Origin of the sequence: Serratia proteamaculans, from assembly GCF_008830365.1 — a bacterium.
Classification (GTDB): domain Bacteria; phylum Pseudomonadota; class Gammaproteobacteria; order Enterobacterales; family Enterobacteriaceae; genus Serratia; species Serratia proteamaculans.
This window is the reverse complement of record NZ_WBKI01000001.1, coordinates 1744482-1758298: the sequence shown is the minus strand read 5'-3', so window position 1 is coordinate 1758298 and position 13817 is coordinate 1744482. Positions and strand designations below refer to the sequence as shown.

Genomic DNA, 13817 nt, shown 5'->3' with positions numbered 1-13817 from the left:
AATTAACCGCGAGCCGCAAGCAAACAAATACTGCGGGTGACCTGATAGGACTTCACAAAGGCGCTGATTGGCAGAAACTCAAAGCGTGAATGGAAATTGTGCGCGCCGGTAAAGTAGTTGGGGGTCACCAACCCGCGGCTGGACAACGCCGCACCGTCGGTGCCACCGCGCATCGGTATCACCTTTGGCGGAATACCATGGGCGGCGAGTGCGCCGAAAATCAGTTCGATGGCACGTTTGTCTTCACCGATAGAGTTGCTGATATTGCTGTAGATATCCGTGACGCTGCAATTGACCCTGGCCCGCGGGTAGTTTGCCGCTACCTGCTGCACCACTTGCTTAATACGCGCTTTACGCGCATTGAAATTCGCCAGATCAAAATCACGGATCGACACTTTCAGCGTGGCGAGGTTGGCGTTGGCCGTCATGTCATTGAACCAGAAATAGCCTTCACGTCCCTCGGTATGCTCCGGCGTATCCTGGCTGTCGAACTGGTTGATAATGTCATTGGCGATGCGAATTGGGTTGATCAGCACGTTCTTGGCTGACATCGGGTGAGCGGTCACTCCCTCAATGCGGATCTCCGCCGCGGCCGCGTTGAAGTTTTCATACACCACTTCCCCCAGTTCGCAGCAGTCGATGGTATAGGCGAAGTCCACATCAAAGCGCGCCAGATCCAGCGCCTTGGCACCGCGCAGGCCAATTTCTTCATCCGGCACAAAGGCCACCAGAATATCGCCGTGGCGGTCGGTGGCGCTCAGGTTAGCCAGCAGGGTCATCACTACCGTCACTGCGGCCTTGTTATCGGCACCGAGCACGCTGGTCCCGTCGCTGAAAATAATCTCTTCATTCGGGTAGGCCAGGATCTCCGGGTGCTCGGCGGTGCGCAGCCAGATGTCATGCTCCGCGTTCAGGCACAGATCCTGGCCGCTAAAGCGCAGGCGCTGCGGATGAATATGTGCTGACAGGCCGACGTCAACGGTATCGATATGAGTAATAAAACCGATGCGCGGCGCACCTGGCTGGTTACCGGGCTTGCGTGCGGTGACGGTGGCGTGCTCATCAATTTGCACGTCTTTCATCCCCAACTGGCGCAGTTCGGCGGCCAGTAGCTTGGCCATATCATGCTGGCCCGGCGTGCTGGGCAGGGTGGTGACGGCGGCATCGCTCTGGCTGGTCACCGCCAGATAGCGGAAGAAACGTTCGGTGAGCTGTTCGGCTATGGCGCTGGTCATGTGGGTTCCTCTCGGTAAGCGGTCTATCGGTTTTAAAGGTAAATCAGCCGGTTGTCCAATGGTGCAATACTTCGACTGTCGGAATGCGAGGCGCCGCGCAGAATAAAAAAATAGCGGCACAACTAGGAAATAGTCGCGGGTAACTGCGGCAAAATCGTTGTTAGCTGTGGGGAGCGGGTGCCCCAATAAAAATCTTAACCTTAAAAGGAGAATTCATGCGCTCACGTCAGGCTTTGCTTATTACTTTGTTATCCCTGGGAATATCTCAGACCGCCTGGTCTTCCACCGACGGCGGCCATGCCAACAGCAACGCCAATAGCCGCGAAGTGGCCAGCGCGCTTGGTGGCCTGAAGAACAAAACCTATAGCCTGGAGCAGGCGCCGAAGATCCGCGTCGCCAGCTTCAATATTGCCGCCGGTAAGGTCAGTGACATGACCGCCATCGCCAAGGCGATCAAGGCGATGAACGTCGACGTGGTGGCGCTGCAGGAAGTGGACAAGCTGACCGGCCGCAGCGGTAAATTGGATCAGGCTGAAGAGTTGGCCAAGCTGACCGGCATGCACGTGGCCTTTGGTCGCGCGATTGACTTTGACGGCGGTGAATATGGTCTGGCGTTCCTGTCAAAATACCCGCTGCATGACAGCAAAATCTATCCGCTCCCCTCTGGTCAGCGTGAACAGCGCATTGCCTTCAGTGCCCAGACTGACGTGCCTGAATTCCCGGCCCCGATCACCCTGATCACTACCCATCTGGACACCAAGGAAGATCCTGCCTTGCGTTTGGAGCAGGTGCGTGAGTTGAATGATCGCACTATCGAGATGCGCGGTATCAAGCTGTTGTTTGGCGATATGAACGACGTGCCGGGCAGCGTCACCTGGACCGAACTCAGCCGTTACTGGAATGACATCATGCCCAGCGGGCAAGATGGCCGCAGTTGGCCGGCGGAAAACGCCGAAATCAAGGTCGACTACATCTTTAGCGGCAATGCCCAGCGCTGGCACCTGGACAGCCTGACGGTGCCGAACGCCAGCGGCGACTGGAATGGTATTCACTGGCCGGCGGTCAGCGATCACCTGCCGGTGGTTGCCGAATTGCGGCTGACCGAGCAGTAATTTAATCGCAAACGGTGTTGTCAGTTTAAACGGGTGAAATCTGTGCCAGCCGTTCGATAGCGGCACGGATTTCACCCGGTGTCAGGGCAGAAAAGCCCAACAGCCAACCGTCGCGCCGCCCGGCTGGCATTAGATACTGGGCTGCCAGCCCTGGCGTCACGACACCCAGGCGTTGCGCCTGACGGGAGAGAGCCTCCTCCTGACCGGGCGGCAGCCAAACGCTGAGTTGCAATCCGCCACTTGCCGGTTGTGGGGTGGCAAAGTGCCCCAGTTTTTCCTGCACCTCCTCCAATAACCGGTCACGACGGCTGCGGTACAACTGACGCATATAGCGGATATGAGCGGCAAAATGCCCTTGCTGGATAAACTCGGCGGTTACCGCCTGCATCAGTTGGGCGCTGTGGCCGTCGTAAACCGTGCGTGCGGTGGTAAAGGGTTCCACCAACGCAGGGGGCACCACCAAATAGGCCAGCCTCAGTGAGGGAAACAACACCTTGGAAAATGTGCCCAGATAAAGCACGTTGCCGTGCCGGTCCAACCCTTGCATCGCTGGCATGGGCTGGCCGTCATAGTGAAACTCGCTGTCATAATCGTCTTCAATAATCCAGGTCCGCTGGCGTTGTGCCAATGCCAACAGCTCGAGCCGGCGTGCCAGACTGAGCCCCACGCCGGTAGGGTATTGGTGCGAAGGTGTCAGGTAAATCAACCGTGGTGTCGGCAGTTGTTCATCCAGCCGCATCCCGGCCTTATCAACGCTGACCGGTACCAGCTCGGCACCAGCACTGGTAAAGGCATTTCTGGCTCCGCGGTAACCGGGCTCCTCCAGCCAAACCTTGTCACCCTGATCCAACAGCAGGGTGGCAATCAACTGCAGGGCCTGCTGCGAACTGGTCAGTACCAGCACTTGTTGAGCATCGCAATTAACGCCGCGCGTTTGGCTGACATAACCGGCAATCGCCTCGCGTAACGGCATATAACCCTGTGGATCGCCATAGCGCATCAGGGTTTCGCCCCGCAGGCGTAACTGTCGGGCGGTGAGCTGTTTCCACAGTTTCAACGGGAAGGCGCGGAGATCCGGCGAACCGGCGGCAAAGGGCAAGGGCTGTTGGGGATCGCGACAGCCCCTGGTTTGTACGATCTGTCGGCCGCGCAATGACAGGCGCGGCTCGCCGCTGACTTTGGCTACAGGCACTGATTTGACGATGCCAGCCGCCACGAAAGTGCCTTGACCCACCCGGCGCTGCAGATAGCCCTCGGCCTCAAGTTGGCCGTAGGCCGCCTCGGCGGTCACGCGTGAGACCGCTAAATCTGCCGCCAGTACTCTGGATGAGGGCAAACGTTGCCCGCTGATCAACGTCCCGTTATGGATAGCCCGGCGCAGCGTGCTGCTTACGCGCTCACGCAAGGTCCCGTTGGCGTGTTCCGGCAGGTGAAAAAGAGTGAGTAGCGTGCTGGCCATAATGGGACTTATCAATGGGCGAAAATGGGTATCAATCATAAGACCAAAATCAGGCAATATTGTCATCAGTGTTTATCAACAGGAGTGAATTCCATGGCGGTATCTTCATTGGTTTTGACCTTTCCACCGGGGACAGCGACGCAGAGTCTGGATTATCTGGCCGCGAAGCTGAGTTATTACGCAGATGCGTGGGACGTGGCGGAAGATCTACGCAACGGCGTCAGTGAGATCCTGGTGATCGATACCCGTGCGGAAGCCCTATACGCGGCCGGTCATATTCCTGGTGCCATCAGTTTGCCCCATCGCCTGATGGACGAGGCCGGTACGGCGCATCTGGCGCGCGATAAAGTCTATGTCACTTATTGCGATGGCATTGGCTGCAACGGCTCCACCAAGGGGGCGTACAAGTTGGCGCTGCAAGGATTTCGGGTGAAGGAGTTGATTGGCGGGTTGGACTTCTGGTTACGCGATGGCCATCCATTGGCCACCGGTGAACAGCCGGGCTCGCTGCAGGGAAGTGCTATTGGAGAAGATTGCGGCTGCGCCTGAAGGGTTAAAACACCAGCGCCAATACCAGGGCCAGCACCAGAATAAACAGGATAAAGGCCACGGCCGGCTTGCTCAGCGCTTTTTGCAGCGGTTGGGGCAGGGCGGCAATCAGTGGGTTGAGCAATGGCTGCGGTTCGGCATGGCTGCCGGACAGCGGCTGTGCCGGGCCGCTCTTTTCCAGACGGCGCGCAAACAGCTGGTTAATAATATCGCTCATCTGCGGATGGGTCAGCGGTGCGCTGGCATTGCAGTGAAAACGTGACTGGCAGTAGTCATTCAACTGCTGTTGCTCCTGAGAGTCTGCCGGCTGTTTGAGCACGGCCAACAGGTTGTTCAGCGTTGGTGCAGTCTGTGGACTCAGCGCGACCTTCACCTGCAAAAACTGGTTCAGCAGTTGGAAGTGGCGGGCAGGCAGCGGATCGTTGGTTTTTACCCCACTCAGGTCAAACAGCGTCTGCCAGATCTTGACCGGTGATTCGCCGGTGGCGGCGCTGAGCTTGGTCACCTGCTGTTGCAGGCTCTGGTGCTCGGCAGGCAGCAGCGGGCGATCGCTGGTGGTGGTTTGCTGCGGCTGAGGAATGGCCAGGCTGCGGGTCTGCAACAGGTTCAGTACCTGTTCTAACTGCGGATGGCTCAATTGGCTCAGCACCGTATGGCCAAACTGCTGGCGAATAAAGTCGCTGACGGCCAGGCGGTTATTGCCCTGCGGCAACAGTTCGGTAAGCTGCTGCAATAGTTGGCGGCTGGCATGGCTTTGTTGCACCTGTGCCAGACGGTTTTGCAACAGTTGCTCGGCCGGTTGGAAATGGCGTGCCAGCAGTTCGCTGTTGTTGTCCGTCTGCAGGTCATGGCGCAGCGTGACCCAAATCTCTGCGGACTTGGCCGGGCTGAGCGCCATGATCTTGACGACCAGTTTCTCCAGCGTCGTGCGTTGTGCCGGGGAGAGCGGACTACCGTCAGTGGATGTGGTTTTGTCCGGGCTCGGGGAACGATCGTTGGCGATCGGGGTGCCCGGTCCACTCAAAGGTTGCATATCACCTGTCCTTCGCTGTGTAGAAAATCGTCATACCCGGCGAAAAGCGCAGGATTGTGCTTATGATACCTGTAAATGGCCGTCATCAATACCGCCGTCAGACATTTCTTTACAGGCAAAACATTGCTAAACGCGTCTGCGTCGCTAAGATAAGCGCAGACTTGGAATTGAGGACGGCATGGTTAAACAGCAGCGGATTGCAAAATGGTTTTTATGCCTGGCTTGCCTGGTGGTATTGACCTGCATGACTCAGCGCATGGCGAGCCTGCATGCGTTGCAGCAAGTGACGGGTCTGCCTGCCGCCAGCGCCGCACAATCCCCCGCCGATGACACCGCCGAACTGCAACCCACGCCATGCGAACTGAGTGCCAAATCGTTGTTGGCCTCGCCGCCGGTGATGTTCGAAACCCTGCTGTTCGGCCTGGGTCTGTTACTGGTGCTATTGGCACCCACCGTGGCCGCACGTCTGCGGATTCCCCCTCCCAGAGTTATTTCCCCCACCACCCTCAGGGTACATCTGCGATTATGCGTGTTCCGTGAATGAGTTAATCACCCGTCTGTTTTGGTGATTGGCTTATTTATGGAGAAAAAACATGTTGAATATCATCAGGTCGGCATTAGCCTGCCTGTTACTGCTGTGGTTACCTGTTTTGCAGGCAGCGGACAGCGGCTGGCTACAAAGTCCGACTAACGATCACGCCAAGGTGCGGCTGCGTGCCGACACTTCGCACAATGGGGAAACCCGTTTGCTGCTGGGCATAGAACTGCAAAAAGGCTGGAAAACCTATTGGCGTTCACCGGGGGAAGGCGGCATTGCACCGGCCATCACCTGGCAGGGCAATCCACCGCCGGCGACCTGGTACTGGCCGACGCCGCAGCGTTTTGACGTTGCCGGTATTTCTACCCAGGGTTATCACGACCGGGTTGAGTTGCCGATGGTAATGAAAGGTGCGGTGCCGCGTCAGTTGGCGGGCACCCTGACGCTGTCTACCTGCAGCAACGTCTGCATCTTGACCGACTATCCGTTCAGTCTGGATCTTGGCGCGCCGTCAGACGCGCAGTTTACTCATGACTTTGCCCAGGCGATGGGGCAGGTACCCATTGCTGATGGGCTGGTGGAGAGCATTAAAGCCGGCTATCAGAACGGGGAGCTGCAGATCAGCGCCGAGCGAACCGCCGGTTGGCAGCAGCCTGAGCTGTTCTTCGATACGCTGGAGGATGCCGATCTCGGCAAGCCGAAGGTCAGCAGCGACGGAACCCGGATGTTCGCGCGGGTGCCGGTGAGTGATGGCTGGGGTGATAGCGCACCGGATCTGCGTGGCAAAACCCTGACGTTGGTGATCGGTGACGGCGGCGTGGCGCAGCAGGTGACGTTACCTATTGAAGGGCCACTGGCCTCTCACGTTGCGGCAAGCTTCTCACTGTGGCAGGCGGTCCTGATGGCGCTGCTCGGTGGGCTGATCCTCAACCTGATGCCCTGCGTGCTGCCGGTATTGGGCATCAAGCTGGGTTCGATTTTGCAGGTCGAACAGCGCGACCGACACAGCATTCGGCTGCAATTTCTAGCCTCGTCGTTCGGCATTGTAGCGTCGTTTATGGTGCTGGCCTTGCTGATGACGCTGCTGCGGCTGAGCAATCAGGCGCTTGGCTGGGGTATCCAGTTCCAAAATCCGTGGTTTATCGGCTTTATGGTGTTGGTAACGCTGTTATTCAGTGCCAACCTGTTCGGCCTGTTCCATCTGCAGCTTTCCTCTTCGCTGAACACCAAACTGGCGACCCATAACGGCCATGGCCTGAGTGGCCATTTCTGGCAGGGCGCTTTCGCTACCTTACTGGCGACGCCATGTTCCGCGCCTTTCCTGGGTACCGCAGTGGCCTTTGCTCTGGCAGCACCCTTGCCGGTGTTGTGGGGCATGTTTGTCGCGCTGGGCATCGGCATGAGCCTGCCCTGGCTGCTGATTGCCGCCTGGCCGGCGTTGGCGCTGCGTCTACCTCGTCCTGGGCGCTGGATGAACAGTCTGCGCCTGGTGATGGGCCTGCTGATGCTGGCTTCTTCGCTGTGGCTGCTAAGCCTGATGGCCAACCACATCGGTGGGATAGAGACGCTGGTGGTGGGGGTTATAGCTCTGCTGGCCCTGTTGCTGGCGGTCGGCTGGCAACATGGCATTCGTCTGGCGGCCAAGCTGGCTGCCGGGACCCTGGTACTGGTCGGGATGGTGCTATTGGCCGGTTCGCTGACCGCCGGGCTGTGGCGTCAGCCGCTGCACGACAATGTGGCCTGGCAACCGCTGAGCGAAGAGGCTATTACTCAGGCGCTGGCCCAGAACAAACGGGTGTTTGTCGACGTCACTGCCGACTGGTGCGTGACCTGTAAAGCCAACAAATTCAACGTACTGCTGCGCGATGACGTGCAAAAGGCGCTGAGCGCTGAGGACGTTGTTGCCCTGCGGGGGGACTGGAGCCGTCCATCGGCCGAAATTAGCGCCTTCCTGCAACAACGCGGCAGCGTCGCCGTGCCTTTTAATCAAATTTATGGCCCCGGCAGCCGAGATGGCGTGGTGTTGTCCCCGCTATTGTCCCGCGATGCCGTATTGCAAACCCTGTCCGCCGCCAAAGGAAATTCACAATGAAAAAATTAATGATTTTACTGATGCTGATCGCCACCCCGGTCTGGGCCGCTGCCCCATTTACTCCAGAACAGGAAGTCCGCATTAAAGAGCTGATCCGCGAAACCCTGGTGTCCAACCCGGATATTCTGGCGCAGGCGGTTGATGCCTGGCAGCAGCAAACCGCCGGCCAGCAAATCAGCCAGGCGATAAAGCAAAACGCCAAAACTTTGTATGAAGACCCGGCCAGTCCGCGTTTGGGGGCAGCCAATGCCAAACTGACGCTGGTAACCTTTACCGATTACAACTGCCCGTACTGCAAGCGTTTTGACCCGATGCTGGAAAAAATCGTTAAAGAGAACCCGGATGTGGCGTTGGTGGTGAAGCTGTTGCCGTTCAAAGGGGAAAGCTCGGTCAGTTCGGCGCGCGTAGCCTTGACCACCTGGCAGCAGCATCCTGATCAGTTCTGGGCGTTGCACCAGCGGCTGATGGCGAAGAAAGGTTTCCACGACACCGCCAGCATTGCCGCCGCACAGCAGAAAACCGGTGTGAAAGCCGTAGCACCCAGCGAGGTAAGCATGACCACGCTGCGCACTAACATGGAACTGGCGGAGCAACTGGGCGTGCAGGGGACGCCGGCGACGCTGATTGGTGACCAGATGCTGCCGGGGGCCGTGTCTTACGAGGAGCTGGAAGCGATGGTGAAACAACAATTGGCGAAGGTCAAAAATGGCTAGGCTGCGACGTTGGACGCGCGAACTGCTGATCCTGCTGCTGATCGTCCTGGTGGCGGCGTTCGGGATGGACTGGCTGCGCGCACCGCAGGCACCGGCAGCCTTCGACTCGCAGGTTCTGACGACGCTGAACGGTGAACAGGTGTCACTGGCGCAGCTCAGTCAGGATAAGCCGTTGCTGGTCTATTTCTGGGCCAGTTGGTGCGGTGTTTGCCGCTTCACCACCCCCTATGTCGCCAGACTGGTCGGCGAAGGGGGCAATGTACTGACCGTAGCGCTGCGCTCCGGCGACGACAGTCAGGTAGCGCAGTGGCTGGCGGGCAAACGGGTGACCTTGCCGGTGGTGAATGATCCGCGTGGCAAGCTGTCGGCGCAGTGGCAAATCGGCGTCACCCCGACGCTGGTGTTTATCTCCAAAGGCCAGGTGGTGCAGAGCACTACTGGGTGGACCAGCTACTGGGGCATGAAGCTGCGGCTGTGGTGGGCCGGGCTGTAATCAGCGGCTTATTCTGACACCATCACCTGACTAATCGCCCGGCACAGCCGGGCGATACCTTCCTCAATCAGTAGTGGCGTATTGGCGGCGAAATTCAATCGCAGGCCGTGTGTGCCACGCTGTTCCTCGGCATAAAAACATTCTCCGCGCGCAAAAGTCACACCCTGTCGCCAGGCCACCGGCATCAGGGCTTCGGTGTTAACGGTCGCAGGCAGTGTCAGCCAGATAAACAGCCCGCCCTCCGGTGTTTCAAACTGGCAGCCTGGCGGCAGTTGTTGCTGCAAAGCCGCCACCATCACGTCCCGGTGTTGGCGATAGATCCGCCCGGCGCGCCGCAACTGTTTGTCGTAGCGACCGATGGTGACGAAGGCGTCCAGCGCCCGCTGGATCAGGTTGGAACTGGTAAAACTGTCGACGTGTTTCAGCCGGGCGATGCGCTGATAATGTTCGCTGTCCGCCACCAAATAGCCAATGCGCATACTGGGTAACAGCATTTTGGAAAAAGTGCTGACGTAAATCACCGCACCCGGCTGCGCCAGCGCCCGCAGAGACGGTAACTGCTTGCCGGTGTAGCGCAGATCGCCGACAAAATCGTCCTCCAGGATCACCACGCCAGCGCGCTGGGCCAGTGCCAACAGGCGTCGACGGCGGGTTTCGCTCATGCAGCGTCCGGTGGGATTATGGAAATTGGGAATGGTGTAAATCAGCTTCGGGCGATGTTTTTCCAGCAGGGCTGGCAGTTGTTCAACCAGCATGCCGTGCCGATCGCTGGGGACAGTGACGATATTGATGTGGTGCAGGCGCAGCAGCCCCAGCGCTTCGGCGTAGGTCGGCTGTTCGACGATTACCGTATCGCCCGGTTCCAGCAGGCTTTGCACAATCAGGCTGATGGCGTGCTGCGAACCGTTGGTGATCAATAATTGTTCCGCATGGGTCGGAATGCCCTGCGCGGTGAGGATCCGCCCCAGCGTATCGCGCAGCGGGTAGTAGCCACAGTATTCGCCATAGCTGAAAGCCTCTTCCGCATGGCGGCTGAGTACCGACAGCAATATCTTGCGGAATTCTTCCTGAGGGAAAACCTTCGGGCTACCGACACCGGCGGCAAAGTTGATGATGTTGTCCGGCAGAGGGATATCGGGGTAGCCATCCAGCCGTGAGGTCAGGGTGGTGAAACGTTCCTTCGGGAAAGCTGTGTCGGTGCTGGGGCGCGGTTGAGTGGGTTGCGGCAGCGGGTGCTGGACATAGGCACCACTGCCGCGCCGTTGGCGCAAGAAGCCTTTGGCCGCCAGTTCGGCATAGGCGTTATCTACCGTTAACCGGCTGACGGCCAGTTCGCTTGCCAGGGTACGGGTTGAAGGCAACTTATCGCCATCGACAAATACGCCGCTCAGGATCGCCCGCCGCAGCGCTTCTTCAATTTGCAGATACAGCGGGACGTCCTGCTGGCGGTCTAATGGAATATGCATGCGAAATTGGCTCGGTTAACGGTGATGATTTTTACTATACCCCATAGCAACAGGCCTTCAAGCGGATAAAAGTGGCCTGTATAACATTAGGGGAAAGTGGCTCTGGCGGCAAAGTCGCGCGGCGTTAGAATCTCAGCCTGAGTCCATTACCGCCGTTTTTTGAGGGTGTCATGTCATTACCATCAGGTGTTTCAGCCAGGCCGGTTTTCCCCGGCGCGGGTATTTTACAGGGCAGCAGTCAGGGTTATGTGATTGCCATTATCAGCGCCATGTTGCTGGCTTTTACCGCCATTATTATCCGCGTGCTGACAGAGTATTATCACCTGCCGACCTTTGTGCTGGCCTTTTGGCGAGCAGCATTGGTGGCGCTGGTTTTATTACCGGCGTTGTTGCTGTTTAAGCCCGAGTGGGCGTGTTTACGGCGTTCGCAGATCCCCTTTTATGCCTGCTATGGCCTGCTGCTGGCGGTATTCAACAGCCTGTGGACGTTGTCGGTGGCGCTGAACGGCGCGTCGGTGGCGACCATTCTGACTTACTGTTCGGTGGGCTTTACCGTCTTTCTCGGTTGGATGATCTACAGCGAGCGCTTGAACCTGCGCCAGTTGGTGGTGATTGTGGTCAGCCTGGGCGGCTGTTTCCTGGTCAGCAACGGTGACAGCATGGGCAACAGCCATTTTAACCTGCTGGGGCTGCTGGTCGGTATGTTGTCCGGTATCGGTTATACCCTCTACACGCTGGGCGGGCGGGTAGCGACGGAACGGCATTATCCGGTGTGGAATACCATTTTATATGTGTTCGGCTTTTCGGCCATCTACCAGTGGCTGTTCAACGCCGCGTTAACGTTCTACCCGCTGGCGGCGTTCCACGGCATGACCGGTTCTTTATGGTTCCTGTCCCACGGCGTTCAGGGTATTGAGTGGCGTGGCTGGCTGTTGTTGCTAACCCTGGCTGCCGGGCCGACGCTGTTGGGGTTTGGTTTGTATAACATCAGTCTGAAAACCTTACCGCTGGCGGTGGCCAACCTGATTTTGTCGCTGGAGCTGGTGTTTACGGCGGTCATTGCCTATTTCCTGCTGGGGGAAAACATGAATCAGTTACAGTTGCTGGGCAGCGTGCTGGTGATGGGTGGGGTATTGATGCTGAAGAGCAAGACGGCTGAGGCGTGATTTGTTACCCTTATGCCGCAATTTGGAGGCAATAATGACCAATAACCCAAGATTAAAGCGGGCACTCATCGCTTAACCCGGCAGTGTTTTGTGACCAAAAAACACTGCCACAAACCTTCGGCTGTGGCTCTTGTACTGAATAAAAGAGTAACTACCATGACAGAAAAACACTGGTCAAAAACAGAACTGCTGCACCAAACGGTGACCAATCCCAATATTATCGTCAAGGGAACCCACAGCTATTACAGCGACTGCTGGGATAGCGGTTTCGAACGCTCGGTGGTGCGTTATTTACACGGCGACGCGGTCAGCCGGCAGTGGCCCCCGTTGGGGCCGATAGACAAATTGCTGATCGGCGATTATGTCTGCATAGCCGCCGAGGCGGTGATCCTAATGGGCGGCAATCATACGCACCGTATCGATTGGCTGAGCCTGTACCCGTTTATGGAGAGCATCCAGACCGCTTATCAGCCCAAGGGCGATACCCGGTTGGGCGACGGCTGCTGGATAGGCATGCGGGCGATGCTGATGCCGGGCGTCACTATTGGCGAAGGGGCGGTGGTGGCTGCAGGCAGCATAGTGACTGCGGATGTCGAACCTTACGCTATCGTGGGCGGCAATCCGGCGCGGCCAATCAAGTTGCGGTTTAGCCCGCGGACCATCGCCCGGTTATTGGCTTTGCGTATTTATGATTTGTCGACCGAGGAGTTTGCCCGCGTGCAACCTTGGCTGGCCGACAATGATATTGCCGCCCTGGAACGGGCGATAAACGACATTAAGCGTTAACGGGAAAGGGCGGGGTTATTACCCCGTTCAAGTTTGATTAAAGCCCGAGATACCTGGGCCTGGCGCACCGAGGGGCACTCTGGGAGCTAAAGCTGCTACGGCCCTTTCGGCAGGCTCTCCTTAATAACTCACTCTGTCGGTCGTTTGGTGAGTTGAGTGTTCCCACCCTTTTAACTTACCCGGCCTTGGCCGTTTCCGACTTAGGCGATGTTTGCGAATATGCCGCAATCCGGCCCACGTCAGAGTAACGTCCAAACAGTGTAATGTGGTGGCCAATATTAGTTGACCACTACAGTCCCATAGGAAAGTATTATAGATACGCAATGTAAATAATAGCATTGCCTGAAAAAACGCCTGGGCTGACGGTTGCATTTGCTGTCAATGTTGCTTTCAGGTTGATATTTCTTCTTGTTCCACCAGTCAGATGGTAATCCACACCTGTCCATGCGGAGTTTCCATCCAAAAATAGCGTTGAATAAAAGTTTCTGTTGTTATTTAGATAAATTCTACCCTCACCAAGCGTAGATTGAGCGTATATTTTCACCGTTCCTGATTTGATGCATCCAACTGTTCCATAAATGGTCCTCTCCACCCCGAAAATTTCATTTTGCGGAAGTATGCCAAAATCTATTACCGTTGGGATAGACACATCACAAGATTGGTTTTGTGGTGGTAATTTACCGCAAACAGAATTAGGCCATAAAGCAGCACCTCCAGACATTGATGGTGTCTTTATATAAAAAACGCCAACGCAGCTGGCATCAAGGCCATTCACTACGTAAGGTTTTGAGGTCCATGGAACACCAAAGGAAAGCTTCCATGCAGCCTCTACTTCTTTTGCTGTTCTATATTTCTCAATTCGAAGACAATTGTTAGAATCTACACATGAACCATATAACCCAGGAGACCTAGTGCTATATTTTACATCCGGACCAATAAAACAAGACGTCCATCCATAGCAAGGATTGAGATCAGAATAACTTTCATCCCATGTAACCAAAGATTGAACAACAGTCCAGTTAGCAAAAGATACAGGAAGCATATATGCGCCAGCTATGGCTTGTTGAGACAATAAAAAAGCACAGCAAAAAATAAAGTTCCTATACATTATAACTCCTTCGTTTTATATTGATAATCCTTATCAATAGTCCGTCTGTAATGTCGCAGAGGCTATT

The 13817-nt window shown here is 56.7% G+C and carries 13 protein-coding genes; 8 read left to right on the top strand and 5 right to left on the bottom strand.

What is annotated here, in order from left to right:
- Positions 1 to 2 precede the first annotated feature (2 nt).
- A complete protein-coding gene (gene pepT, locus F8R23_RS08265) occupies positions 3 to 1235 on the bottom strand; it encodes a peptidase T (protein WP_129936578.1) in 1233 nt (410 codons plus the stop codon).
- A 215-nt stretch (positions 1236 to 1450) separates the two neighbouring features.
- Here pepT and F8R23_RS08260 point away from each other — a divergent pair, with 215 nt between their 5' ends.
- The gene (locus F8R23_RS08260) at positions 1451 to 2347 is read left to right on the top strand and encodes an endonuclease/exonuclease/phosphatase family protein (protein ID WP_129936577.1); all 897 of its coding nucleotides are present in this window, start codon (positions 1451 to 1453) and stop codon (positions 2345 to 2347) included.
- Positions 2348 to 2372: 25 nt separating this feature from the next.
- Here F8R23_RS08260 and pdxR (F8R23_RS08255) read toward each other — a convergent pair whose 3' ends face one another.
- Positions 2373 to 3806 carry a MocR-like pyridoxine biosynthesis transcription factor PdxR gene (gene pdxR / locus F8R23_RS08255; RefSeq protein WP_390900904.1) on the bottom strand — a complete coding sequence of 478 codons (1434 nt, stop codon included), beginning with the start codon at positions 3804 to 3806 and terminating at the stop codon, positions 2373 to 2375.
- Positions 3807 to 3899: 93 nt separating this feature from the next.
- Between pdxR (F8R23_RS08255) and F8R23_RS08250 the strand changes: the two genes are divergently transcribed.
- Positions 3900 to 4355: a rhodanese-like domain-containing protein gene (locus tag F8R23_RS08250; RefSeq protein WP_129936575.1), complete on the top strand. Its 456-nt coding sequence runs from the start codon at positions 3900 to 3902 to the stop codon at positions 4353 to 4355.
- A 4-nt stretch (positions 4356 to 4359) separates the two neighbouring features.
- On the opposite strand, the gene flk is transcribed toward F8R23_RS08250, so the two are convergent.
- A complete protein-coding gene (gene flk, locus F8R23_RS08245) occupies positions 4360 to 5388 on the bottom strand; it encodes a flagella biosynthesis regulator Flk (RefSeq protein ID WP_129939167.1) in 1029 nt (342 codons plus the stop codon).
- Positions 5389 to 5566: 178 nt separating this feature from the next.
- On the opposite strand from flk, the gene F8R23_RS08240 reads away from it, so the two are divergent.
- From F8R23_RS08240 to F8R23_RS08225, 4 genes are read left to right on the top strand one after another with little or no spacing between them, the layout of a single operon-like run.
- Positions 5567 to 5932, top strand: coding sequence for a copper resistance protein (locus tag F8R23_RS08240; RefSeq protein ID WP_099061639.1), 366 nt, complete (start codon positions 5567 to 5569; stop codon positions 5930 to 5932).
- Positions 5933 to 5981: 49 nt separating this feature from the next.
- Positions 5982 to 8018 (top strand): protein-disulfide reductase DsbD family protein, encoded by a 2037-nt coding sequence (locus tag F8R23_RS08235; RefSeq protein ID WP_129939166.1) that lies wholly within the window; start codon positions 5982 to 5984, stop codon positions 8016 to 8018.
- Entirely contained in the window at positions 8015 to 8731 is a 717-nt protein-coding gene (locus F8R23_RS08230; protein ID WP_112348820.1) for a DsbA family protein, read from the top strand. The genes F8R23_RS08235 and F8R23_RS08230 overlap by 4 nt, the downstream gene beginning before the upstream one ends.
- Positions 8724 to 9224, top strand: a complete 501-nt coding sequence (locus F8R23_RS08225) for a protein disulfide oxidoreductase (RefSeq protein WP_129936571.1) — start codon at positions 8724 to 8726, stop codon at positions 9222 to 9224. Before F8R23_RS08230 ends, F8R23_RS08225 begins: the two co-directional genes overlap by 8 nt.
- Positions 9225 to 9232: 8 nt before the next feature.
- On the opposite strand, the gene pdxR (F8R23_RS08220) is transcribed toward F8R23_RS08225, so the two are convergent.
- The gene (pdxR, locus tag F8R23_RS08220; RefSeq protein ID WP_129936570.1) at positions 9233 to 10690 is read right to left on the bottom strand and encodes a MocR-like pyridoxine biosynthesis transcription factor PdxR; all 1458 of its coding nucleotides are present in this window, start codon (positions 10688 to 10690) and stop codon (positions 9233 to 9235) included.
- Between the two features lie 170 nt (positions 10691 to 10860).
- Between pdxR (F8R23_RS08220) and F8R23_RS08215 the strand changes: the two genes are divergently transcribed.
- Both F8R23_RS08215 and F8R23_RS08210 read left to right on the top strand, forming a co-directional pair.
- Positions 10861 to 11856 (top strand): DMT family transporter, encoded by a 996-nt coding sequence (locus F8R23_RS08215; protein ID WP_151415470.1) that lies wholly within the window; start codon positions 10861 to 10863, stop codon positions 11854 to 11856.
- A gap of 156 nt (positions 11857 to 12012) precedes the next feature.
- A complete protein-coding gene (locus F8R23_RS08210) occupies positions 12013 to 12642 on the top strand; it encodes a CatB-related O-acetyltransferase (protein ID WP_151415469.1) in 630 nt (209 codons plus the stop codon).
- Between the two features lie 310 nt (positions 12643 to 12952).
- On the opposite strand, the gene F8R23_RS08205 is transcribed toward F8R23_RS08210, so the two are convergent.
- The gene (locus F8R23_RS08205) at positions 12953 to 13750 is read right to left on the bottom strand and encodes an MrpH family fimbial adhesin (protein ID WP_129939163.1); all 798 of its coding nucleotides are present in this window, start codon (positions 13748 to 13750) and stop codon (positions 12953 to 12955) included.
- Positions 13751 to 13817: the final 67 nt, after the last annotated feature.